The organism is Vibrio aquimaris, from assembly GCF_009363415.1.
Taxonomy (GTDB): domain Bacteria; phylum Pseudomonadota; class Gammaproteobacteria; order Enterobacterales; family Vibrionaceae; genus Vibrio; species Vibrio aquimaris.
In genome coordinates this window covers 2,101,862-2,124,548 of record NZ_CP045350.1, presented here as the reverse complement: position 1 = coordinate 2,124,548, position 22,687 = coordinate 2,101,862, and the positions used below count along the sequence as shown (strand labels likewise).

Annotated in this window: 23 protein-coding genes; 20 read left to right on the top strand and 3 right to left on the bottom strand. The window is 43.4% G+C overall.

What is annotated here, in order from left to right:
• Positions 1-11: 11 nt before the first annotated feature.
• From FIV01_RS09830 to rnd, 5 genes are all read left to right on the top strand, one after another.
• Positions 12-314 carry a chromosome partitioning protein ParA gene (locus FIV01_RS09830; protein ID WP_152430844.1) on the top strand — a complete coding sequence of 101 codons (303 nt, stop codon included), beginning with the start codon at positions 12-14 and terminating at the stop codon, positions 312-314.
• A gap of 19 nt (positions 315-333) precedes the next feature.
• Positions 334-891: a Slp family lipoprotein gene (locus tag FIV01_RS09825; RefSeq protein WP_152430843.1), complete on the top strand. Its 558-nt coding sequence runs from the start codon at positions 334-336 to the stop codon at positions 889-891.
• Positions 888-1,745, top strand: a complete 858-nt coding sequence (locus tag FIV01_RS09820; protein ID WP_152430842.1) for an alpha/beta hydrolase — start codon at positions 888-890, stop codon at positions 1,743-1,745. The genes FIV01_RS09825 and FIV01_RS09820 overlap by 4 nt, the downstream gene beginning before the upstream one ends.
• 114 nt (positions 1,746-1,859) lie before the next feature.
• Positions 1,860-3,548 carry a long-chain-fatty-acid--CoA ligase FadD gene (fadD, locus tag FIV01_RS09815; protein WP_152430841.1) on the top strand — a complete coding sequence of 563 codons (1,689 nt, stop codon included), beginning with the start codon at positions 1,860-1,862 and terminating at the stop codon, positions 3,546-3,548.
• Positions 3,549-3,737: 189 nt separating this feature from the next.
• Positions 3,738-4,853 (top strand): ribonuclease D, encoded by a 1,116-nt coding sequence (rnd, locus tag FIV01_RS09810; protein ID WP_152430840.1) that lies wholly within the window; start codon positions 3,738-3,740, stop codon positions 4,851-4,853.
• Between the two features lie 49 nt (positions 4,854-4,902).
• On the opposite strand, the gene FIV01_RS09805 is transcribed toward rnd, so the two are convergent.
• Positions 4,903-6,462: a SulP family inorganic anion transporter gene (locus FIV01_RS09805; RefSeq protein WP_152430839.1), complete on the bottom strand. Its 1,560-nt coding sequence runs from the start codon at positions 6,460-6,462 to the stop codon at positions 4,903-4,905.
• 302 nt (positions 6,463-6,764) lie between these two features.
• On the bottom strand, positions 6,765-9,662 hold the full coding sequence (gene rne, locus FIV01_RS09800) for a ribonuclease E (RefSeq protein WP_152430838.1): 2,898 nt from the start codon (positions 9,660-9,662) through the stop codon (positions 6,765-6,767).
• Between the two features lie 65 nt (positions 9,663-9,727).
• Here rne and FIV01_RS09795 point away from each other — a divergent pair, with 65 nt between their 5' ends.
• Positions 9,728-9,940, top strand: a complete 213-nt coding sequence (locus tag FIV01_RS09795) for a hypothetical protein (protein WP_114787249.1) — start codon at positions 9,728-9,730, stop codon at positions 9,938-9,940.
• A gap of 283 nt (positions 9,941-10,223) precedes the next feature.
• The gene (gene rluC, locus FIV01_RS09790) at positions 10,224-11,174 is read left to right on the top strand and encodes a 23S rRNA pseudouridine(955/2504/2580) synthase RluC (protein WP_152430837.1); all 951 of its coding nucleotides are present in this window, start codon (positions 10,224-10,226) and stop codon (positions 11,172-11,174) included.
• Positions 11,175-11,223: 49 nt separating this feature from the next.
• Here rluC and FIV01_RS09785 read toward each other — a convergent pair whose 3' ends face one another.
• Positions 11,224-11,811 (bottom strand): Maf family protein, encoded by a 588-nt coding sequence (locus FIV01_RS09785; RefSeq protein ID WP_152430836.1) that lies wholly within the window; start codon positions 11,809-11,811, stop codon positions 11,224-11,226.
• Positions 11,812-11,965: 154 nt separating this feature from the next.
• Here FIV01_RS09785 and yceD point away from each other — a divergent pair, with 154 nt between their 5' ends.
• The 13 genes from yceD (at position 11,966) to FIV01_RS09720 (ending at position 22,551) form a co-directional block, all read left to right on the top strand.
• Positions 11,966-12,490: a 23S rRNA accumulation protein YceD gene (yceD, locus tag FIV01_RS09780; protein ID WP_152430835.1), complete on the top strand. Its 525-nt coding sequence runs from the start codon at positions 11,966-11,968 to the stop codon at positions 12,488-12,490.
• A 31-nt stretch (positions 12,491-12,521) separates the two neighbouring features.
• Positions 12,522-12,692 carry a 50S ribosomal protein L32 gene (gene rpmF, locus FIV01_RS09775; RefSeq protein ID WP_114787253.1) on the top strand — a complete coding sequence of 57 codons (171 nt, stop codon included), beginning with the start codon at positions 12,522-12,524 and terminating at the stop codon, positions 12,690-12,692.
• A gap of 9 nt (positions 12,693-12,701) precedes the next feature.
• Complete coding sequence (plsX, locus tag FIV01_RS09770) at positions 12,702-13,727, top strand: phosphate acyltransferase PlsX (RefSeq protein WP_152430834.1); 1,026 nt, start codon at positions 12,702-12,704, stop codon at positions 13,725-13,727.
• A gap of 5 nt (positions 13,728-13,732) precedes the next feature.
• A complete protein-coding gene (locus FIV01_RS09765; protein WP_114787255.1) occupies positions 13,733-14,683 on the top strand; it encodes a beta-ketoacyl-ACP synthase III in 951 nt (316 codons plus the stop codon).
• A gap of 125 nt (positions 14,684-14,808) precedes the next feature.
• Positions 14,809-15,732 carry an ACP S-malonyltransferase gene (fabD, locus tag FIV01_RS09760; RefSeq protein WP_152430833.1) on the top strand — a complete coding sequence of 308 codons (924 nt, stop codon included), beginning with the start codon at positions 14,809-14,811 and terminating at the stop codon, positions 15,730-15,732.
• A gap of 23 nt (positions 15,733-15,755) precedes the next feature.
• Complete coding sequence (gene fabG / locus FIV01_RS09755; RefSeq protein ID WP_172971850.1) at positions 15,756-16,490, top strand: 3-oxoacyl-ACP reductase FabG; 735 nt, start codon at positions 15,756-15,758, stop codon at positions 16,488-16,490.
• Between the two features lie 231 nt (positions 16,491-16,721).
• Positions 16,722-16,955 (top strand): acyl carrier protein, encoded by a 234-nt coding sequence (gene acpP / locus FIV01_RS09750; protein ID WP_004406112.1) that lies wholly within the window; start codon positions 16,722-16,724, stop codon positions 16,953-16,955.
• A 91-nt stretch (positions 16,956-17,046) separates the two neighbouring features.
• Positions 17,047-18,291 carry a beta-ketoacyl-ACP synthase II gene (gene fabF / locus FIV01_RS09745; protein ID WP_152430831.1) on the top strand — a complete coding sequence of 415 codons (1,245 nt, stop codon included), beginning with the start codon at positions 17,047-17,049 and terminating at the stop codon, positions 18,289-18,291.
• A 76-nt stretch (positions 18,292-18,367) separates the two neighbouring features.
• Positions 18,368-19,174 (top strand): aminodeoxychorismate lyase, encoded by an 807-nt coding sequence (gene pabC / locus FIV01_RS09740; RefSeq protein ID WP_152430830.1) that lies wholly within the window; start codon positions 18,368-18,370, stop codon positions 19,172-19,174.
• Positions 19,168-20,184 (top strand): endolytic transglycosylase MltG, encoded by a 1,017-nt coding sequence (mltG, locus tag FIV01_RS09735; RefSeq protein ID WP_152430829.1) that lies wholly within the window; start codon positions 19,168-19,170, stop codon positions 20,182-20,184. Before pabC ends, mltG begins: the two co-directional genes overlap by 7 nt.
• A complete protein-coding gene (gene tmk, locus FIV01_RS09730; protein ID WP_152430828.1) occupies positions 20,181-20,816 on the top strand; it encodes a dTMP kinase in 636 nt (211 codons plus the stop codon). Before mltG ends, tmk begins: the two co-directional genes overlap by 4 nt.
• A complete protein-coding gene (gene holB / locus FIV01_RS09725; RefSeq protein WP_152430827.1) occupies positions 20,813-21,775 on the top strand; it encodes a DNA polymerase III subunit delta' in 963 nt (320 codons plus the stop codon). Before tmk ends, holB begins: the two co-directional genes overlap by 4 nt.
• The gene (locus tag FIV01_RS09720) at positions 21,766-22,551 is read left to right on the top strand and encodes a TatD family hydrolase (protein WP_152430826.1); all 786 of its coding nucleotides are present in this window, start codon (positions 21,766-21,768) and stop codon (positions 22,549-22,551) included. Before holB ends, FIV01_RS09720 begins: the two co-directional genes overlap by 10 nt.
• Positions 22,552-22,687 lie beyond the last annotated feature (136 nt).

The following is a 22,687-nucleotide window of genomic DNA, read 5'->3' as shown; positions in this document are numbered from 1 at the left end:
ACGGGGAGAGTATGGTTTCTATCAATGGATTACCTCCATCCCTTCCAGGGCCAAATAAAGCCAATAAAACTGGAAAAAAAGATGGAGTAAAAAAATCACACAGTAAAACACCCGTTGATCAGCCAAGTAAAGTGGCCAGCGCCGTTGCGCATTCCATCCGTCGTATTGACGAGTCAGATATCCATAACGCACAACTTCAGTACGATCTTCCTGAAGGACATGGAAGAAAAGCTCTGGCAGAGTATATGAATGTGATGAACCAAACAAAGCGCGAAGAGCTGTCGCAGCTTTTAGGCGTTGACCTTTATATTTAACTGATTCAAAAGGCTCCCTATGCAATCAAACGTATTTAAATGTTCTGTACTCACACTTCTTATTATCGCACTGAGTGCTTGTAGTACTTTACCGGAAGACTTGGTATCGACTAATCCTAATGTACAGACCAGTTACTCAAACTGGAGAGAATCATTGGATGTCACTCAGGAACTTCGCTTGGGTGGAGTGATTGCTCATGTAACTAACTTAAAAGACACAACCAGAGTCGAGGTGGTTAACTTACCGATAGGCTCAAGTGGTAAACCGGATATCAATCAAGAGCCACAAGGGCGTTTTGTCGCTTACATTCAAGGCTTTGCTGACCCTGTAAAGCTGTCCGAAGGACGCTTGATTACGTTAATTGGAGATAATGGTGATAAAGAAACTGCACCCGTAGGCGACTATAGTTATGAGTTTCCTGTGATGAAAGTAAAAAGCTACCATTTATGGAAAATTGAAGAGCGAGTCATTATTCATAATGATTTCGGCCCTTACCGTTACTCTTGTCGCAGTCTCTATTGCCGTGAAATCACTCGCGGCACACGACAAGGTGTTGTGATACAAGAAGTTAAATGAATTTTCGAAATACACGATACTCCCTTGCAGAGGGATACATTAGTGCAGTTGAGTATGGTTACAGTCACTGTGCTGATTGTTCCATCGTGTTTATACATGGCTGGCTCGACAACGCTGCCAGTTTTGAATCCGTTATGAAAGAGCTACATGGATTAGAACCGACTCTTCATCTATGTGCCATTGACCTGCTTGGTCATGGTCAATCTAGCCATAAATCGGGTAACAACTTTTATCCATTTCATGATTATATTGATGACGTTTATCAATTTTTATTAAATTTATCACCCAAGAAACTGATATTAGTCGGTCATTCGCTTGGTGCTTTGATTGCAAGTTGTTATAGTGCAGCTTTTCCAGAGCAAGTGAGTGCGCTTGTTGAGATCGAAGGACGCGGTCCCTTGTCCGAGGATAGTGAGAATTCTGTCTCACGCCTTAGGGAAGGTATACTGCATAGGCTAAAAGTTCGCAGCAGAGTGAGTCGACCATTTTCTTCGTTAGATGATGCCGTTGAAGTACGGGCTAAGATCAATCGAATTTCTTCAAACCTCATTAGCCCAATAGTGCAACGAGGGCTTAAGCAAGTACCAGAAGGCTGGCTATGGCGGCATGATGAAAAGTTGCAAGGCCAGTCTCTCTACCGTATGTCTCCTCAACACGCTCAGTCGATAAGAGAAAATATAGAGTGTCCTCATTTAGTTGTATTGGGTAAAAATGGTTTCCCATACCTACGTCAGGAACTAGAGGGAGAAAAGAGTTGTGTTGAGGTCACGACCGTTGAAGGTGGCCATCACTGTCATTTAGAATCCTCATCTAGAGTATCTAGTCTAATTTTTGCTTTGGTTAACAGAATTTAAATTAGTAGCCGAGCCTTTCGTGCCCTAGTTATGTGGCTGTGTTGTAATACGGGCCGATTAGAATATATATGGCGTTAGATTGATAACAGCCCACTTACTTCAAGGAGTATTGTCGTGGATAAACCTTGGTTGTCTCGTTATCCTAGCGATGTGCCAGAGCACATCAATCCAGATCATTATCCGTCTCTAGTTGAAATGTTTGAGCAGTCAGTGCAGAAATTTGCTGATCAGCCAGCGTTTACAAATATGGGCTCGGTGATGACTTTCCGTAAATTGGAAGAACGTAGTCGTGCCTTTGCAGCGTACTTGCAAAATGAACTGAAGTTACAGAAAGGCGATCGAGTTGCTTTGATGATGCCTAACCTTTTGCAGTATCCAGTGGCTTTGTTCGGAGTCTTGCGTGCGGGTCTTATTGCAGTCAATGTCAATCCTCTATATACGCCGCGAGAGCTAGAGCACCAACTTAATGACTCAGAAGCGAAAGCGATTGTTATCGTATCTAATTTTGCCCACACGCTGGAGCAGGTGGTAGAAAAAACTTCTGTTAAGCATGTGGTATTAACCAGTCTAGGCCAAATGCTCCCCAGAGCTAAAGGAACTTTGGTTGACTTTGTGGTTAAGTACGTCAAGGGGATGGTACCCAAATATAACTTGCCCGGCGCAATTTCAATGCGTAAGACGATACAAAAAGGGCGCCGCCTACAATATGTTAAGCCTTTTATGTCTGGGGATGATATTGCTTTTTTGCAGTATACAGGTGGTACGACTGGAGTGGCCAAAGGCGCGATTTTAACCCACAGCAATATGATTGCTAATGTCATGCAGGCTAAAGCCATGTATGGACCTGTGTTAATAGAAGGCAGAGAGTCAATTGTTACAGCGCTTCCGCTATATCATGTTTTTGCCCTAACAGTAAATTGCTTATTTTTCCTTGAATTAGGAGGCAGTAATCTCTTAATTACCAACCCGAGAGATATCCCTGGTTTTGTTAGAGAGCTGAAGAAAAATCGTTTTACAGCAATAACAGGTGTTAATACCTTGTTTAATGCTCTAGTCAATGATGAAGACTTCCATGAACTTGACTTCAGCCAACTAAAATTAGCAATTGGTGGTGGTATGGCTGTGCAGAAAGCTGTCGCTGAACAGTGGAAGAAAACCACTGGAGTATGTCTGCTAGAGGGTTATGGCCTTACAGAGTGTTCACCTTTAGTTACGGTAAACCCATACGATGCGGGGGAATATACCGGAGCAATTGGCCTACCTGTGCCTTCAACAGAAGTTCGTATTATTGATGAACAAGGCAAGGTGCTGCCTAACACTCAGGTAGGTGAACTTCAAGTTAGAGGCCCCCAGGTGATGCAAGGTTATTGGCAGAGACCTGAAGCGACCAAGGAAGTGATTAATGGCGATGGCTGGCTTTCAACAGGTGATATTGTCAGGTTTGATGATAAAGGGTTAATCCATATTGTTGATCGCAAGAAAGACATGATTTTGGTCTCTGGTTTCAATGTATATCCTAATGAAATTGAGGATGTTGTTGCCTTGCATGGCAAAGTTTTGGAAGTCGCCGCTATCGGTCAACCGCATGACGTGTCTGGAGAGGTAGTAAAGGTTTATGTAGTTAAACGCGATCCTAGCTTAACCAAAGATGAAGTCATTGCTCATTGTCGTCAGCATATGACGGGATATAAAATACCTAAGTTGGTCGAGTTTAAAGATGAGTTACCCAAAACAAACGTTGGAAAAATACTAAGACGTGTGCTGCGGGAAGAGAATGATGCAAAACTCGACAAAGTCAGCTAGATTTAAATACAAAGAGAACCAAATACTTATCGGATATCTCACCCATAAAAGGGTAAAATATAAATAAGTAGATACCAAGTGATAAAGAACGCCGGCTACATGAGTCGGCATTTTTCTTTATCGATTCTAAGGTTTGTTGATATTTTAAAAACATGTCTAACTTGCCTTGTTACTCACAGTGAGAGTTTTGTGAATTATCAGATCATTACCCAATCGGAGCAGTTAGATTCAGTATGTCAAAGAGCAAGAAAATCAAGCTCAGTCATGTTGGATACTGAGTTTGTAAGAACACGCACTTTTTACCCGCAACTAGGCCTCATTCAGTTGTATGATGGTGAACACCTTTCCTTAATCGACCCTACAGTTATTGATGATATGTCGGCGTTTATTGATCTTTTACAAGACACATCTGTGCTTAAGGTACTACATGCTTGTGGGGAAGATCTGGAAGTTTTCAATAATAGTTTCAAATGTTTACCAGTCCCAATGATCGATACCCAGATTATGGCGGCATTTCTAGGGCATGGTTTGTCGACTGGTTTTGCAGCCTTGGTCGAATCCTATTTAGACATTTCTCTTGATAAAAGTGAATCTCGTACCGATTGGTTGGCGAGACCTTTGACAAGTAAGCAGCTCGAATATGCGGCGGCTGACGTGTTTTATTTATTTCCCCTGTATGAAAAATTACTTGAGGCGGTGAGCCAATCGGGGTGGTGGAATGCTGCTCAACAAGAAAGCGAACTGCTTTCTCACAAAAGAATCAAAAAAGTTGACCCTGATAACGTTTATCTCGATGTAAAAGGTGCTTGGCAATTAAAACCCCAAGAGCTCGCCATCTTGAAACCTCTCGCTGCTTGGCGATATAAAGAGGCGATACGTCGCGATTTAGCTTTGAACTTCATATTTAAGGAACAAGACTTACTTTCGATTGCTAAGCTGGGTTTGCAGAGTAAACAAAGTATGGAAGATGAAGGGCTAGATAGCCGCTCTGTTGAACGCCATAGCGCGCGTATTATCTCCATTGTCAAAGCAGCTCAGATGCAATCGACGACGGACTATCCTGATAGGATAGAGCGCTTAATGGATTTGCCGAGATACAAACATAAGTTCAAAGCGCTTAAAGATGAAGTAAAAAAAGTGTCTCAATCTTCCGGTTTAGCAACGGAATTCTTAGCGTCTAAGAAACAGCTCAATCAATTGATTTCATGGGTGTGGAAGAAAAACCGTGATCCACAACAGTTACCTGATGTGATGCAAGGGTGGCGCTTAGATTTGCTTGGTGAAAAGCTAAATAAATTATTGTAGATAGTGATATAGGGTGCTTTCAATTGAAAGCACCCAGTTGGGCTATTTGCTAACCAGCTAGTACATCAGTAGCGACTTTATAGCTCGGATCTTCTTTAACGTTGATTTCGACTAAGCTTCCTGCTTTGTCGAGTAGTTTTCGACAGTCTGGGCTTAGGTGACGTAAATGAAGTGTCTTCCCGACTGATGAATATCTTTCCGCAAGTGTCTCGATCGCCTCGATCGCTGAATGATCGGTTACTCTTGAGTCAGCAAAGTCAACAATAACATCTGTGGGGTCGTTTTTAGCGTCGAATAACTCGAGAAAGTTGGCGGTTGAGCCAAAGAAGATTGGCCCATGAATCTTGTACTCTTTGGAGCCTTCATCATTTATTTTTGTGTCGGCGTATATGTGTTTTGCATGTTGCCAAGCAAACATTAGCGCTGACGCAATAACACCCACACCAACAGCGATTGCAAGATCAGTTAATACAGTAACGACAGTAACAAGTACGATAACGAAGAAATCCTGTTTTGGAACTCGGCGAGCGAGTTTGAAAGTTGCCCATTCAAAGGTGCCAATCACCACCATAAACATAACGCCCACAAGAGCCGCGAGAGGAATCATCTCGATAAGCGCTGATGCAAATAAAATAAACATCAGTAGGGCAATAGCCGCGACAATACCAGAAAGGCGACCACGTCCTCCAGAATTGACGTTAATCATTGATTGCCCAATCATGGCGCACCCGCCCATGGCGCCAAATACAGAACAGGTAATATTCGCCATGCCCTGACCGACACATTCTCTGTTTGACTGGCCTCGTGTATTAGTCATTTCATCCAGTACAGTGAGTGTCAAAAGAGACTCAATCAGCCCGATTGCTGCAAGAATAATGGCATATGGGAGAATGATTTGAAGCGTTTCAAGCGTCATGGGGATCATAGGTAATGCGAATGTAGGCAGCGAGCCAGCCAATGTTGCTTGATCATTGCCTGACATGGTCCTCAGAAAATCAACCACAGTTCTGGTCTCTAAATCCAAACCAACAACCAATGCTGTGACGCTAACTATAGCGACCAGTGAAGAAGGGACCGCGGTTGTGAACTTAGGTAAAAAGTGAATGATGGCCATGGTTAGAGCAACTAAGCCTAGCATCAGCATCATTTGATCTTGTGGAAGCCAGGTCAGGGCGCCAGTAACATCGGGAACTTTAAACTGGCCTAGTTGAGCGAGGAAGATCACAATAGCTAGGCCATTTACAAACCCTATCATCACGGGATGAGGGACGATACGAATAAATTTGCCCAACTTAAATATGCCAGCTGTTACTTGAAGAAGGCCCGCTAGCATAATAGCTGCAAATAAGTACTGTACTCCATGAGAAGCGACCAGAGACACCATGACGACAGCCATTGCGCCAGTTGCTCCGGAAATCATACCTGGACGACCACCAAAAACAGAGGTAACTAACCCAACAATAAAGGCCGCATAGAGTCCGACCATAGGATCGACACCAGCAACGAAAGCAAAAGCAACCGCTTCAGGGACTAATGCAAGTGCAACGGTCAAACCGGATAACACATCATTTTTTACAGAGTGTTTTGAAAATTGTGGAAATTCAAACATGTTTGCTCAGTTTTAGTAAAAGTTATCCGGATAGCAAGATAACGATAAATTAATAGATAAAAGTATAGGCTCTGACTCAGTTTTCATGAAAGCAAAATAAGTAGAAAAAGAGCATTGAAAATTAAGAAAAAGCTAAAAATTAGACGGGTGCATGCTACCTAAAAATGTGATTAAGTTCAATAATGAATCAACCGTTAACTGTAAGAGCTACTACCAGTTTGTCTAATATCATTATTGTTTTGTAATAATCAAAAAAAACAGCCCCAGTTAAGGGGCTGATTGATACATGCTGTCATTAGTGGTTAACGCTGAGGTCGAGCCATTTTGGCACTAGATTGATTGCGAGCAACTTGGCTACCTGCACCTTTAGACAGGTATCTGCGTTCGCGGAAGGGAGCTGCGATGACGGTTATTTCTTTCATCTCAGTCCCGCCAGGAGCCTTTGCCATAGGTGCAGAGGCATGGCCTTTAAACGCTTTAGGCAAAACAATCTCAGAGTGAGCTTTTTCCTCTAATGAGGGTGTTTTAACCTCTTCAGGGCTCGGTGTCGTAATAGGTGATTCAATCGATATATCATCGACTTTACTACCTGGAGGTACGGCGTCTACTTGAGTTGTAACTTGTGTGGAAACTGGCGATTGTAGGTCAGCCTGCACTGGAGTGTTACTGCTAATAATCACTTTACCCATCGCCATTTCAGGACACAACACGCCGCCAATTTTCTCTAGTGGTGTGCTAGTAGCTTGTTTATCGACCTGTTTTGGTTGCGGCTTACTAATACCATAACTTGGCATCACTTTACCCATCGCCATTTCAGGTGATGCCACACCACCTTTACGAAGCCTAAATGGGTTAGGACGACGATCACGGCCCCGTCTTCTGCGTTGACCACTCGCTCTTAGATGGCGTGGCGAACGACGATTACGGCGTTGCTTTGGTTGTTCTACCTCTTCAACTGATGTTGCATCGCTGTGCTCCAAAGCTGTATCTTGAGTAGTGACTGCTTGAACGTCTTTCACTTCTTCAGCCGCAACAGACTGAGCTTTTTGGTCTTTGACTCGGACTTGCTTACTTAACTTGCGACGTTGACGACGTTCTTTAATCTTGGCCGTTTTCTCTTCACGCTTAGGCTTTTCTTCGCTTTGTGCTTCAGCGGCGAGCTTTAGGCCTTCTTCAGCGACCTTAGTTGCATTAATATCGTCACGTTGTTTGTTACGACGTTCCTGCTTGGGTTTACGATTTTGCTGCTTGCGCTCAGTAGAAGAGGTTTTTACGTCAGTGTTGAACTCTTCACTTTGCTGCTTGTTATGGCGGCTTTCACGCTTATCGTCGCGATTTTCTTTACGGTTATCCCTACTGTTACGACGACGTTGATCGTTATTACGATTACGACGATTGCGATTGTTACGTTGAGTGTCTTTCTGTGGAGGTATCGCCTGCTTAGAGTCTGACTCACTTTTTTCTTCTGGAGAACCAAATAAGAATTGTCCTACAGCCTTAATGAATCGAGTCACCAGACCTGGCTGGTTATTTCCGGACTGTACTTTGCTGGACGTCTTTGATGACGGCTTTGGCACAGGTGCGGACTGAGACGGTGCTGCGAAGCCTTTTAATGCCGGCTCTTCAAGTTTTCTTGGTCTAGCGTCAGTTTCTGTCGATTCTTTACTTTCTGCCTCTTTAATTGCTTCCAATTTACTTGGAAGTAAATAAGACAGTAGGTCAAACTCTTCCCCCTCGCGAACACGAATCACGTCAAAGTGTGGTGTTTCCATATCTGAATTAGGAACAACCGTTATTTTCACTTCTTGAATACGCTCGATATGGTTTACAGAGCGACGCTTTTCATTGAGAAGATAAGACGCTATTGGGACAGGAACAACGGCAAGTACTTGGGCTGTGTTGTCTTTAAGTGCTTCCTCTTCGATTAGACGAAGAACAGACAGTGCTAAGGATTCATTATCACGTACGACACCTGTACCACTACAACGAGGACAGATATGATGGCTTGCTTCTGCAAGAGATGGACTTAGGCGCTGGCGCGACATCTCTAACAGTCCAAAGCGTGAAATTCTGCCGATTTGAACGCGTGCACGATCCAGTCTAACGGAATCACGAAGGCGATTTTCTACTTCACGCTGATGACGAACAGGTGTCATGTCAATGAAGTCGATGACGACTAGACCACCAAGATCACGAAGACGCAGTTGGCGTGCGATTTCTTCCGCTGCTTCAAGGTTGGTATTTAGTGCTGTTTCTTCGATATCTCCGCCCTTAGTTGCGCGAGCAGAGTTGATATCAATAGAGGTAAGTGCTTCGGTCGGATCTATGACAATTGATCCGCCAGAAGGAAGTCGAACTTCCCTTTGGAAAGCCGATTCTATCTGACTTTCGATTTGGTAGTGACTAAACAGAGGGACTTCGCCATCGTATTTTTTAACTCGATTGACAAAGTCAGGACGTACCAGTCGGATATGGTCCAGAGCACGCTCATAAATAGTATTACTATCTATTAATATCTCACCAATATCACGGCGTAGATAGTCTCGGATAGCGCGCACAATCACGTTGCTCTCTTGATGTATAAGCAAAGGTGCAGGGTGAGCATCAGAGGCTTGCTTAATCGCTCCCCAATGATTGAGAAGGACATTGAGATCCCACTCTAGCTCTTCAGCACTCTTTCCAACACCAGCAGTACGAACAATAAGCCCCATACCTTGAGGAAGGTCTAGGGTGCTCAAAGCTGCTTTAAGTTGAGTCCGCTCATCCCCTTCGATGCGACGAGAGATACCGCCAGCTCTTGGATTGTTCGGCATTAGAACAAGATAGCTACCAGCAAGGGAAACAAATGTTGTTAGGGCTGCTCCTTTGCTTCCACGCTCTTCTTTTTCTACCTGAACAATGACCTCTTGGCCTTCGGTTAGCACTTCTTTTATGCTAGGACGACCTTGGTAGGTGTAGCCTTCTGGAAAGTATTCACGTGCGATTTCTTTGAGGGGCAGAAAGCCGTGTCTTTCTGCGCCGTAGTCGACAAACGCGGCTTCCAAACTTGGCTCAATGCGCGTGATACGACCTTTGTATATATTTGCTTTCTTTGATTCGTGCCCTGGACTTTCGATATCTAAGTCATACAACCTTTGACCGTCGACCAAAGCAACACGCAACTCTTCTTTCTGAGTTGCGTTAATTAACATTCTTTTCATTAATAAATCTCGTTGTCATTCTATGGCTTTGTTGCCTTTAAGCTTCTTTCAAGGTGCCTGACCCCATGGCTAAATCTGTGCAGCCTCCCGGCTGGAGGGGTGCTCTTTGGGCACATCAGCCTCACAAACGCTTTGCCTGTGAGCCGCATATTGTGGCGGATAATACTCAACATGAAAGAGTTCTGAGTAGGGCAACAATCTTGACTAATTCTCAAAATGTCTTACGCCATATGCTGCATTTCGGTAAAATAGCCGCTACTCAATATCTTGCTCAATAATGATTAGGTTTTGTAAAATAGAACCTAAGCATCCATTGCAGGTGTGAACTATAGCAGTACCCACTAAACTCAGCAATCTGCTTTACCACAAAAGGTTAAAAAACCTATTTTATATATTTTTAAGTTGCTGATTTTTAACAAAAATGATGTTTTCTTGCTAAAGCAATAATTATTATGACTAGTTTTTAAGCTCAGCCTCAATAAAATCAGCCTTAAAAGGGAATGAGCAATTTAGTATTCAGAAAACGTGAATTTACCGTCGCCTCAGTGATAGAATGCCTAGATGAGTGAAATTAGAACCCAAGTCCAGTTTGTCGATATTGATGAAGACATGGCTGGTCAACGTATCGATAACTTTTTACGTAACCAACTTAAAAATCTTCCCAAGAGCATGGTTTACAGAATCTTGCGCAAAGGGGAAGTTCGCGTGAACAAAAAGCGAATTAAGGCGGAATATAAACTTCAAGCAGGAGATATAGTCCGTATTCCTCCAGTCACTATTGAAGAAAAGCAGGAAGAGTCGCAACCACTAAACACCAAGCTTAATAAGGTGGCAGAGCTTGAACATCTAATTATCTACGAAGATGACCATATCCTCGTTCTCAATAAACCCTCAGGAACGGCTGTTCATGGTGGAAGTGGACTTAAATTTGGAGCAATTGAAGCACTGCGAGCCCTTAGACCTCAATCACGTTTTCTCGAGTTAGTGCACCGTATTGATCGGGACACCTCAGGAATATTGTTGGTTGCTAAAAAGCGGTCAGCACTTCGTCATCTTCAGGCGCAGTTTCGTGCTAAAACAGTGCAAAAGTACTATTTTGCCCTAGTCATGGGGCAATGGAAATCGAATTGTAAACAAGTGACAGCGCCATTGCTGAAAAACGAAGTCAACAGCATAGTACGAGTTAACGCTCAAGGAAAACCCTCAGAAACGCGATTCAAAATTATTGAAAAGTTTTCTCAAGCCACGCTTGTTCAAGCCAGTCCAATTACAGGGCGAACTCACCAGATTAGAGTACATACTCAATATACTGGTCACCCAATCGCTTGGGATGACCGTTATGGTGACAGAAGGTTTGACGCCTATATGTCTCAAGTAGGCCTAGATAGGTTGTTTCTTCATGCTGCGAATATCAAATTTCAGCACCCATCGAATGACCAGTGGATGGAGGTTGATGCGCCAATGGAAGAGAAACTCTCTAGAGTGCTGGTTGGCTTACGTCAACTTACATGAAATAAGTAGCCTGCATACTGCGGGCTACTAGTTTGAGATTCCAATTGGTTTAGGGCGTTAATACGTCCATGCCTTGTTTATATAACATGTCGACCAAGTCAATTAGTGGCAGTCCAATTAGTGTATTTGGATCTTTGCCTTCGAGCTTTTTGAACAAGGCTATCCCTAATCCCTCACTTTTAAAGCTTCCCGCACAGTCATAAGGTTTTTCTGTGTCGACATAGTATTCAATCTGGGTTTGCGTGAGTTCTCGAAAGTGAACGCAGAAAGTATCTAGGTGGACATGAGATTGTTTACTGGTGCTATTGTATATGGCTAGGCCGGTAAAAAACTGGATGACTTTTCCGCTTTGGCGACTTAACTGTTCAATCGCCGTTTGGCGGTTGTTAGGTTTGCCGATAATTTCACCGTTAATGACACACACTTGATCGCTGCCGATCACTAGGCTGGGTTGGGTGACAGTGCAAGATTCTGCTTTAGTTTTAGCGAGTCGTTTTACGAGGCATTCGGGGCTTTCGTTTTCATTCGGAGTTTCATCACAATCAGGTGACGCTGTGATAAAAGGAACAGATAACTTAGCGATAAGTTGCTGCCTGTATTTAGAGGTAGAAGCGAGAACAAGTTGGAAATTTGCCATATTTTGTTATTACAATTTAGTTTTAATCAGATGCGAAAAGATTAAAACATATTGTACTCCTCGTCTCTGGTGTTTTGATAGCAATGAAAAAAACTATAACTTTTTGCCCTTTTCCTTTGACTAAAAATGAATAGGAAGATAGAATTCGCGCCCTATGCAAAAGGTAAAAATACCGCGAACAGTTGATCCGGCTCGAGCTGCTCAGAAACGCTTAGACTACGATGGTATCATCCAAGTCAGCCTTTTTAAGCGCTTATTCGAATCAGTTGAAGGCGTTAAACGCGACGCTCAAGTGTCATTGTCATTTGAGTTAGATGAACAGCGACTTGTTGTTATCTCTGGTAAAGCTAACATCGAAGTTGATTTAGAGTGTCAACGCTGTAACGAGAACTTCGCTCATGAATGCGAAGTAGAATTCACTTACACACCTTACAAAGGTGAACAAAGTGAAGAAAATGCACCGGAAGAGTACGATTTGGTAGATCTGAACGAGTACGGTGAAATAGACTTGATACAGTTAGTTGAAGACGAGTTCATTCTAAACTTACCTCAAATTGCCAAGCATGAAGATGCGGATTGTAGCGTTCAATCAGACAATTTGGTATTTGGTGAAATTCCAGAAGAAATTGTGGAAGAAAAGCCGAATCCATTCGATGTTTTAAAAAACTTAAAGAATTAGTTCTTTAAGCGTTAACATAGGAGTAGGGTCAATGGCCGTACAAAAGAGCAAGAAATCACGTTCTAAGCGTGGCATGCGTCGTTCTCACGATGCCCTAAACACAGCCGCGCTATCTGTAGATGCGACTTCAGGTGAAACACACCTGCGCCACAACGTAACTGCTGAAGGTTACTACCGTGGCAAAAAGGTTATCAACAAGTAAGGTTGACCTTTGCCTAATATAACCGTTGCACTTGATGCAATGGGCGGGGATTTCGGTCCTCGCGTTACAGTGCCTGCCGCCGTGCAGGCATTGTCGCATTTCCCTGAGCTAAAAGTGATACTCATAGGCGATCGTGTCCAGATCGCTGAACAACTGTCTTTACTTGGTTATCAGTCCAATTCACGCTTGGTGGTTCAGCATAGCGACCGAGTCATTTCTAATACCGAAAAACCTTCCCTAGCGTTAAGAAATAGTGATGGTACTTCGATGTCTCAATCCATCGATGCTGTCGCAAAGCACGAAGCGGATGCATGTGTGAGCTGTGGTAATACTGGGGCTTTGATGGCGCTGTCGCGTTTTAAACTCAAACTTTTACCTGGGATAGATCGTCCGGCACTGATTTCTGCGCTTCCTACTGTGTCAGGTGCTAATACTTGGATGTTAGATCTTGGCGCTAATGTCTCCAGTGATGCAGACTCCTTGTTTCAGTTCGCTATTATGGGAAGCGCCCTTGCTGAACAATACTTGGAGCGTTCTCCTCGCGTCGCCATTCTCAATATAGGTGCAGAAGAAATTAAAGGAAACGACTTAGTAAAACGCTGTGCTGAGATGCTCTCTCAAACCAACTCGATTAATTACATTGGCTACATTGAAGGTAACCAACTCCTTAGTGATGTGGCTGATGTGGTCGTTTGCGATGGTTTTGTCGGTAATGTTTGCCTTAAAGCTTGTGAAGGTACGGCGCAGATATTTATCAACAAGCTGAGGTCGAGTATGATGGCCTCATCGATAAAGGGTTGGATCACAAGAAAGTTATTTTCTGGGTTGTTTAATGATCTGAAAACGCTGAACCCCGACCAGTATAACGGCGCAAGTTTGTTAGGATTGCGCGGCATTGTAATAAAAAGCCATGGAAGTGCTGATGTAGAAGCTCTTGTCAATGCAATTGGCGAAGCATTACACGAGGTCAAACGACAAGTACCAAGCCGTATTAGCGATCGTTTGGAAGCGGTTTTACTCGAGAGGCATTATTAGTCTTCATGTATAGCAAAATTTTAGGTACTGGCAGCTACCTGCCATCTCAGGTGCGTTCTAACGCAGATTTAGAGAAAATGGTAGATACAAGTGATGATTGGATCGTAACTCGTACTGGGATACGAGAGAGACGTATTGCTGCTGAGAATGAAACGGTTGCGGATATGGGAGCTATCGCGGCACAACATGCTATTGAAATGGCGGGAATTCAAACCAATGATATTGATCTTATCATTGTCGCTACAACCAGTAGTAGCCACACCTTCCCATCGTCTGCGTGTCAGGTGCAAGCCAAGCTGGGTGTTTCAGGTTGCCCAGCGTTTGACATTGCAGCAGCTTGCTCTGGTTTTATTTACGCTTTGTCTGTTGCTGATCAGCATATTAAAACGGGTATGTGTAAAAATGTTTTGGTTATAGGTTCTGATACCTTGTCGAAAACATGCGACCCCACCGATCGTTCAACAATCATTTTGTTTGGTGATGGTGCTGGGGCTGTTGTTGTTGGCGCTAGTGAAGAGCCAGGAATTTTATCCACGCACATTTATTCCGATGGCCGTTTTGGAGAGCTATTGAGCTTAGAAGTACCTGAACGTGGAAAAGATGCAGACAAATGGCTGCACATGGCGGGTAACGAAGTGTTTAAAGTTGCGGTTACTCAGCTCTCAAAGTTGGTCAAAGATACACTAGCAGCCAACAATATGCACAAATCTGAACTAGACTGGCTTGTGCCTCATCAAGCGAATTACCGGATCATATCTGCGACGGCTAAAAAGTTATCTATGTCCCTCGATCAAGTAGTCATAACCCTTGATAAGCATGGTAATACCTCTGCAGCAACAGTTCCGACGGCTCTGGACGAAGCGGTTCGAGATGGTCGAATCCAACGAGGTCAAACGCTTTTGCTTGAGGCCTTCGGTGGCGGTTTCACGTGGGGTTCTGCGTTAGTTAAATTCTAAGCTAACGTATATTTTGTTAAGTTTTTGATGTCTAGAGTTTCCCTTTTTGCCATCTCAAAAGTGGTGTGCGAAATGGGCTCTAGAAATAGGCATCGTTTGTTTGTTACTTTTTAAAGGTAAATAGAATGAGCAATTTTGCTATCGTTTTTCCAGGTCAAGGCTCACAAGCTGTTGGTATGCTTGCTGAGCTTGGCGAGCGGTATGATGTAATAAGAAACACATTCGCAGAAGCTTCCGAGGCGTTAGGTTATGATCTGTGGTCTCTAGTGCAAGATGGCCCTGCAGAAGATTTGAACCAAACGTTTCGCACTCAGCCTGCCTTGCTGGCTTCTTCAGTAGCGATCTGGAGAGTATGGCAAGAATTAGGTTTGGAGCAGCCAAGTTGTATCGCAGGCCATAGCCTAGGTGAATATTCAGCTTTGGTTTGCGCTGGTGTTATTGATTTCAAGCAGGCCATTAAATTGGTTGAATTGCGTGGACAGTTAATGCAAGAAGCGGTGCCAGCTGGTACAGGCGCGATGTCTGCCATCATAGGTCTTGACGATGAATCCATTGCGAAAGCATGTGAAGAAGCAGCCCAAGGGGAGGTTGTTTCTCCGGTGAACTACAATTCACCTGGTCAAGTTGTAATTGCGGGCAGCAAAGAGGCTGTTGAAAGAGCTGGGACATTATGTAAAGAAGCCGGCGCTAAAAGGGCATTGCCTTTACCAGTCTCTGTACCATCTCATTGTGCACTAATGAAACCAGCAGCAGACAAACTCGCTATTGCGCTTGAGGCAATCGAATTCAATGTACCTCAGTTGCCCGTTATCAATAATGTTGATGTGACTGCAGAAACGGATCCAGCAAAAATTAAAGATGCACTGGTTCGTCAACTCTACAGCCCAGTTCGTTGGACGGAAAGTGTGCAGCATATGAGTGATCAAGGCGTTGAAAAACTGTTTGAACTTGGCCCAGGTAAGGTATTGACTGGTCTTACAAAGAGAATTGTTAAAACGCTCAGCGGTGCAGCGGTTAATGATTTAGCATCACTTGACGCGGTTAAGTAAATATTTGAGGAATAGCAATTATGATGAATCTTGAAGGCAAAGTTGCTTTGGTGACAGGTGCGAGCCGTGGTATTGGTCGTGCTATCGCTGAACTTCTGGCTGAAAGGGGAGCAACAGTGATTGGTACAGCGACTTCTGAAAATGGAGCAGCGGCGATCAGTGACTACTTAGGAGACAAAGGTAAGGGTCTTGCCCTGAATGTGACCAATGTCGAATCAATTGAAGCAACTCTAAAAAATATCAATGATGAGTTTGGTGCCATCGATATTTTGGTGAACAATGCTGGTATCACTCGCGATAACTTACTGATGCGCATGAAAGACGACGAGTGGAATGACATCATTGATACCAACTTGACGCCAATTTACCGCATGTCAAAAGCAGTACTTCGTGGCATGATGAAAAAGCGCTCCGGTCGTATCATTAATGTCGGCTCGGTTGTCGGTACAATGGGTAATGCTGGACAAGCTAATTATGCGGCTGCTAAAGCTGGCGTGATAGGCTTTACTAAGTCCATGGCACGTGAGGTTGCATCTCGTGGTGTGACAGTAAATACTGTTGCACCTGGTTTTATTGAAACGGATATGACGAAAGCGCTTAACGACGAGCAAAGAGCAACGACTTTATCTAATGTTCCTGCCGGTCGTCTTGGAGATCCTAAAGAAATTGCGTCAGCAGTTGTTTTCCTTGCCTCTCCAGAAGCTGCATATATTACGGGCGAAACTTTGCACGTTAATGGCGGCATGTATATGGTTTGATGCTAAGCTGAACGAACTTGGTTATTTACTGTAGGAAAATAGCCTATAGTTTGTGATGTGTCGCATCTATGTGCACAAGATTTGTGCATGATATAAGTCAAAAATGTATTGAATTTCGGTAAAAATCGCGAAATTTGTGGTTTGACCAGCAAGTACCCCCTTGCAACTTTCAATAGTTCGAATAAACTACGGAACCATCGCATTGAGCGAAATCTGTAAAGGAAAAGAAAAATGAGCAACATCGAAGAACGCGTAAAGAAAATCATTGTTGAACAGCTAGGTGTAGACGAAGCAGAAGTAAAAAATGAAGCTTCTTTCGTTGACGATCTAGGTGCTGATTCTCTAGACACTGTTGAACTAGTAATGGCTCTAGAAGAAGAATTTGACACTGAGATTCCAGACGAAGAAGCTGAGAAGATCACAACTGTTCAAGCTGCAATCGACTATGTAAACAGCGCTCAGTAATATCTCTCCCAGGCGGCCTTCTGGCCGCCTGTGTTCTTTTTAACTCTTCTATACCTTTCATAGAATCATATCAATTCCGGAGAATAAAATCGTGTCCAAGCGTCGTGTTGTTGTCACTGGCATGGGTATGTTGTCACCGGTCGGCAACACAGTAGAATCATCGTGGAAAGCCCTGCTAGAAGGTCAAAGTGGTATCGTTAGTATCGAGCACTTTGATACAGAAAACTTTTCAACTCGTTTTGCGGGGTTAGTGAAAGGTTTTGACTGCACAGAATACATGTCAAAGAAAGACGCCCGTAAGATGGATTTGTTTATCCAATACGGCATAGCAGCAGGTATTCAAGCTCTTGATGACTCAGGCCTAGAAATTAATCATGACAACGCAGCACGCGTTGGTGTGGCTATAGGCTCAGGTATCGGTGGGCTTGACCTTATCGAAGCGGGTCATACCGCTCTGGTCGAAAAAGGGCCGCGAAAAGTTAGTCCTTTCTTTGTCCCGTCAACCATAGTTAATATGGTTGCTGGAAACTTATCGATCATGCGTGGCCTTCGTGGTCCTAATATCGCTATTTCAACAGCATGCACCACTGGTCTTCACAACATCGGCCATGCTGCTCGTATGATTGCTTACGGTGATGCTGATGCTATGGTCGCAGGTGGAGCAGAAAAAGCTTCAACACCGCTGGGCATGGCAGGGTTTGGTGCTGCTAAAGCGCTATCTACTCGCAACGTAGAACCCGAGAAAGCATCACGTCCTTGGGATAAAGAGCGTGATGGTTTTGTTTTAGGCGACGGTGCTGGTGTTATCGTGCTTGAAGAATATGAACATGCAAAAGCTCGAGGTGCCAAAATTTATGCTGAGCTTGTTGGTTTTGGTATGTCTGGCGATGCCTACCATATGACCTCTCCAAGTGAAGACGGCTCTGGTGGTGCTCTGGCGATGGAAGCGGCAATGCGTGATGCTGACATTACAGGTACCCAAGTTGGCTATGTCAACGCTCATGGCACTTCAACACCTGCCGGTGATGTGGCAGAAGCTAAAGGTATTCGCCGTGCGCTAGGCGAAGAAGGCATGAAACAAGTAAAAGTATCTTCTACTAAGTCTATGACAGGTCACCTTTTAGGTGCCGCAGGGTCTGTTGAAGCCATTATTACTGTCATGGCTTTAGTTGATCAAATGGTGCCGCCTACGATTAACTTAGATGATTGTGAAGAGGGGCTAGAAGATATTGACCTTGTCCCACACACTGCTAAGCCAATCAGTTCAGATTATGCGATTTGTAACTCATTTGGTTTTGGTGGAACAAACGGTTCTTTGGTCTTTAAAAAAATCTAAAGAGTCTGAGAGTAATTTGTGATAAAACGGCTTAATGCGCAGGCATTGGGCCGTTTCTTTATCTATGGAAGAATATATGTACTGGGTAAATGGACGAGAAGCAGAGACGATCTCTTTGCATGACCGCTCTTTCCAATATGGTGATGGTTGTTTTACTACCATGTTGGTTAAAGGCGGGCAGGTACAATATTGGGGTTTGCATAAAGAAAGGATGCAATCATGTTTGGGGCTGCTTGGTGTTTCTCCCCCCAATTGGAGTCAAGTCGAAGACTGGGTGCGAGATGCCAGTACTGGGAAAGCTGAAGCCGGCATTAAACTTCATATCAGCCGTGGTGAAGGCGGCCGTGGGTACAGCCCTAATAAAGTAAAAGGGCCCAATGTTACCATCAGTGTTTTTGATTTCCCTGCTCATTATGCAAGCTGGATGACTGAAGGTGTTCAGTTAGGTATATGCTCCAAACGTCTTGGGCATAATCCTATGCTTGCAGGGCACAAACATAATAATCGGCTTGAGCAAGTATTACTTAAGTCTGAAATGGATGACAAAGGTCTTTCAGATGGAATTGTGCTTGATATCAAAGATAATGTCATTGAGACTACAATGGCTAATATTTTTTGGATTAATCAAGGGGTTGTTTATACGCCAGATCTCACTAACGCTGGCGTAAAGGGAGTGATGCAACGTGTTATCATTGATTCAGCAGCTAAGAATGACATAGAGGTGAGAGTAGGGAACTACTCACTTAAAGAGCTATATGCAGCGGAAGAAGTCTTTATGTCGAACTCCCTCCTTCGTGTGGCACCTGTTAAAGCCATTGGTCAGCGAAATTATGCGAAAGGTCCAATAACAAAAAACATTCAGGAGATGATTAACCAGTGGTAAAAAGAGTCACCTTACTGTTGTTAAGTGTTATAGCGCTGGCATGTGCTGGTTATATCTACTTAACAAAGTGCATGGAACAATACGTAAACCAAGCACTGATATTAGACAAAGAGCGAATATATACCATTGAGCCAGGTGCGAGCTTTAACCGAGTATTATCGGAGCTTACAAGTGAGAAACTACTCGAACCTAATCAACTCACTTCATTGGTACACAGGTTTTATCCACAATTGGCTGAGGTCAAAGCTGGTACTTATCTACTGATACCAACAATGACATTAAAGCAAGCTTTGGAGCTATTTCAAACAGGTAAGGAGCATCAATTTGCCATTACTTTTGTTGAAGGATCGACATTTTCTGAATGGCTTGAGTCCCTGCAGCAAGCTCCACACCTTGACCATAAAGCTCAAAATATGACAGAAGCACAAATTGCGCAGAGTATAGGTGTAAAACAGAATAAGCTAGAAGGCTTGCTGCTTGCAGAAACCTATCATTACACTGTGGGTACATCTGATCTCGATATATTAAAGCGCGCAGCCAATAAACTACAACAAGTACTGGACGATCAATGGCCTTTACGTCAGAAAAACCTTCCACTTGACTCGCCTTATGAAGCTTTAATCCTAGCGTCAATTATTGAGAAAGAAACGGCAGTAGAATCAGAGCGAGAGCGAGTGGCAGCCGTATTTGTTAATCGACTTAATAAGCGAATGCGATTGCAAACCGATCCGACCGTGATTTATGGTATGGGAGATAAGTATGATGGTAATATTCGCAAGAAAGATCTGCGAACGCCAACTCCTTATAATACCTATACTATTTTTGGTCTACCGCCAACTCCCATTGCTATGCCAGGTAAAGCATCAATTAAAGCAGCATTAAACCCAGAAGATAGCCGCTATCTTTATTTTGTCGCGAGTGGGGATGGTGGCCATGTGTTTTCAAAAACATTGGCAGAACATAACCGAGCCGTTCGTGCTTATTTAAAACAGTTAAGAAGTAATAAATGAACAAAGCTAAATTCATTGTTGTTGAAGGTCTCGAAGGCGCGGGTAAAAGTACAGCGATTAAAACAGTACTTGATACGCTTCAAAGTGAAGGCATAGAGGACATTCAAACTACACGGGAACCAGGTGGTACGGTATTGGCGGAAAAGTTGCGTACTTTGGTCAAACAAGATCATGAGGGTGAATCACTTCAAGATATGACCGAGCTTTTGCTCATGTATGCTGCTCGAGTTCAGTTGGTTGAAAATGTAATTAAGCCTGCGTTGGCTGTTGGTCATTGGGTGGTTGGTGACAGACATGATATGTCTTCTCAAGCCTATCAAGGAGGTGGACGGCAGCTCCCACTTAAGACATTACAAGATCTTAAACAAACAACGCTGGGTGAGTTTGAGCCTGATTTGACCATTTATCTTGATATTGACCCCAAGCTTGGCCTCTCCAGAGCGAGAGGCCGAGGTGAGCTAGATCGCATTGAAAAGATGGATATGAGTTTCTTCGAGCGCACAAGAGAGCGTTATCTCGAATTAGCGTCTAGTGATGACAAGGTAGTCACCATCAATGCAAATCAAAGCATTGATGCTGTTGCCAGTGATATACAAAGTCAACTTAGAAAATGGTTAAAACGGCATCAATGATATCCACGTATCCATGGTTAAGTAGCATTTGGAAGGAATGGCAGTCTAGCCTAGAGCAGGACACCTTTCCCAATGCCGTTTTGCTGAGTTCTCATCTAGGTTTGGCTACTGAAGCGTTGACCTCGTCATTTGCTCAAGCTTTGATGTGTAGCAACTATGCTAGTGAAGCTTGCGGTATTTGTCATAGTTGCCAGTTAATGCAGGTAAACAACCACCCCGATTACCATCTTATTAAGCCGGAGAAAAGTGCTAAATCAATCAGTGTGGACCAAATTCGAGGTTGTAATCGATTAGCGCAGGAGTCATCGCAGCTATCTGGAAAGCGTATCTTCATCATCGAGCCAGCCGAGGCAATGACAGAATCTGCCGCAAATGCGCTTTTAAAGACTCTTGAAGAGCCCTCGGGTACCTGTATGTTCTTACTTATCTCTTATCAGCCACACCGGTTGCTTCCGACGGTGAGTAGCCGATGTCAAAGGTGGCAAGTTACTAAACCTTCGGCGCACGAAGTCGCTGATTGGTTAAGTGAGAAAGTGTCAGTGAATATCCCTCCTCATATCGCACATATCAACGGTAATGCGCCCACCACTATTCAGTTATTTTTGGATAAAGGACAAGAAGCGCTTTATCAGCAAATAGAATTAGGTCTATTGGATGTGCTTAAGAATCGTGGTGATATGATCGCTTTGGCCAAGCAACTCGCTAGCTCTCACGAAGAGTCTTTGAATTGGATGTGGTACATACTCACTGACGCACAGAAGCTTCATTTTGGACTCGATGCACCATACTTTTCCCCCATTGCAAAAGAGCTTATACACTACTTAAGCTATGAGAAGCTCTTTCAACAAACAGAAAATTTGAGCAATTTAACAGAGCAACTCAGAGAATACTCAGGGCTTAATAGTGAATTGCTAATTCTGGATTGGTTAATCAAGCTTAACGAGGAAGTATGTTCATAGATTCTCATAGTCACCTAGATAAATTGGATTACAGTAACCTGCATTCAGGGATTGATGAGGTAATTGAAAAGGCAAAAGCATCGAATGTCACTGACATTCTCTCAGTAGGGGTAACCTTGGATGCCTTTCCTCATATGATGGAATTAATTCAACCTTTTGATAATGTCTATGCTTCATGCGGTGTCCACCCCCTTGATGTTGAGAGTCAATTTTCATTAGAACGCCTTTATAAATTCGCATCGCATTCTAGAGTTGTCGCAATTGGTGAAACTGGTCTTGATTATCACTATCAACCTGAAACTAAAAATTTGCAAAAGTTACGCTTCGAGCAACATGTGGAACTGGCGGTAGAGATAGATAAGCCACTAATCATTCATACTCGACAAGCGAGACAAGATACTTTGGATATTTTGCGAGCAGGTAACGCAAAAAAATGCCAAGGTGTGATTCACTGTTTTACTGAAGATTTAGCTTTTGCTAAAGCAGCGTTAGATTTAGGCTTTTATATTTCAATCTCAGGTATTGTAACCTTCAAACAGGCAACCGAATTGAAAGAGGTTGTCAAAGCGCTTCCGTTAGAGTGTTTATTAATAGAGACGGACTCGCCGTATCTAGCGCCGGTTCCTCATCGCGGAAAACAAAATCAACCAGCCTACGTTGTGGAAGTGGCTTCTTATATAGCTCAGCTAAAGGGAGTGTCAGTCGCTGAAGTTGGACTTAAAACCAGCAAAAACTTCCACAATCTTTTTTTTCGACAAAAAAATAGTTATGAGTAAAAAAAGACCGAAAGATCACTTTTTTATGTTAAACATCACGATAATGAGAAATATCATGCTTGTTTACTAAAAGTGTTGAACTCGTGGGGCTAACATGGGTTGAATGTAATTTTGTTACGTGAAATAACAAGGTGTG

Excerpts from the sequence above, each read along its gene's own strand:
- FIV01_RS09825 (WP_152430843.1), top strand. The coding sequence starts at position 334 with ATGCAATCAAACGTATTTAAATGTTCTGTACTCACACTTCTTATTATC.
- FIV01_RS09805 (WP_152430839.1), bottom strand. The coding sequence starts at position 6,462 with ATGTTTGAATTTCCACAATTTTCAAAACACTCTGTAAAAAATGATGTG.
- FIV01_RS09830 (WP_152430844.1), top strand. The coding sequence starts at position 12 with ATGGTTTCTATCAATGGATTACCTCCATCCCTTCCAGGGCCAAATAAA.
- fabD (WP_152430833.1), top strand. The coding sequence starts at position 14,809 with ATGAGCAATTTTGCTATCGTTTTTCCAGGTCAAGGCTCACAAGCTGTT.
- fabG (WP_172971850.1), top strand. The coding sequence starts at position 15,756 with ATGAATCTTGAAGGCAAAGTTGCTTTGGTGACAGGTGCGAGCCGTGGT.
- yceD (WP_152430835.1), top strand. The coding sequence starts at position 11,966 with ATGCAAAAGGTAAAAATACCGCGAACAGTTGATCCGGCTCGAGCTGCT.
- rne (WP_152430838.1), bottom strand. The coding sequence starts at position 9,662 with ATGAAAAGAATGTTAATTAACGCAACTCAGAAAGAAGAGTTGCGTGTT.
- pabC (WP_152430830.1), top strand. The coding sequence starts at position 18,368 with ATGTACTGGGTAAATGGACGAGAAGCAGAGACGATCTCTTTGCATGAC.
- FIV01_RS09795 (WP_114787249.1), top strand. The coding sequence starts at position 9,728 with ATGGCTAAATCTGTGCAGCCTCCCGGCTGGAGGGGTGCTCTTTGGGCA.
- holB (WP_152430827.1), top strand. The coding sequence starts at position 20,813 with ATGATATCCACGTATCCATGGTTAAGTAGCATTTGGAAGGAATGGCAG.
- FIV01_RS09785 (WP_152430836.1), bottom strand. The coding sequence starts at position 11,811 with ATGGCAAATTTCCAACTTGTTCTCGCTTCTACCTCTAAATACAGGCAG.
- tmk (WP_152430828.1), top strand. The coding sequence starts at position 20,181 with ATGAACAAAGCTAAATTCATTGTTGTTGAAGGTCTCGAAGGCGCGGGT.
- FIV01_RS09820 (WP_152430842.1), top strand. The coding sequence starts at position 888 with ATGAATTTTCGAAATACACGATACTCCCTTGCAGAGGGATACATTAGT.
- rluC (WP_152430837.1), top strand. The coding sequence starts at position 10,224 with ATGAGTGAAATTAGAACCCAAGTCCAGTTTGTCGATATTGATGAAGAC.
- FIV01_RS09720 (WP_152430826.1), top strand. The coding sequence starts at position 21,766 with ATGTTCATAGATTCTCATAGTCACCTAGATAAATTGGATTACAGTAAC.
- rpmF (WP_114787253.1), top strand. The coding sequence starts at position 12,522 with ATGGCCGTACAAAAGAGCAAGAAATCACGTTCTAAGCGTGGCATGCGT.
- FIV01_RS09765 (WP_114787255.1), top strand. The coding sequence starts at position 13,733 with ATGTATAGCAAAATTTTAGGTACTGGCAGCTACCTGCCATCTCAGGTG.
- acpP (WP_004406112.1), top strand. The coding sequence starts at position 16,722 with ATGAGCAACATCGAAGAACGCGTAAAGAAAATCATTGTTGAACAGCTA.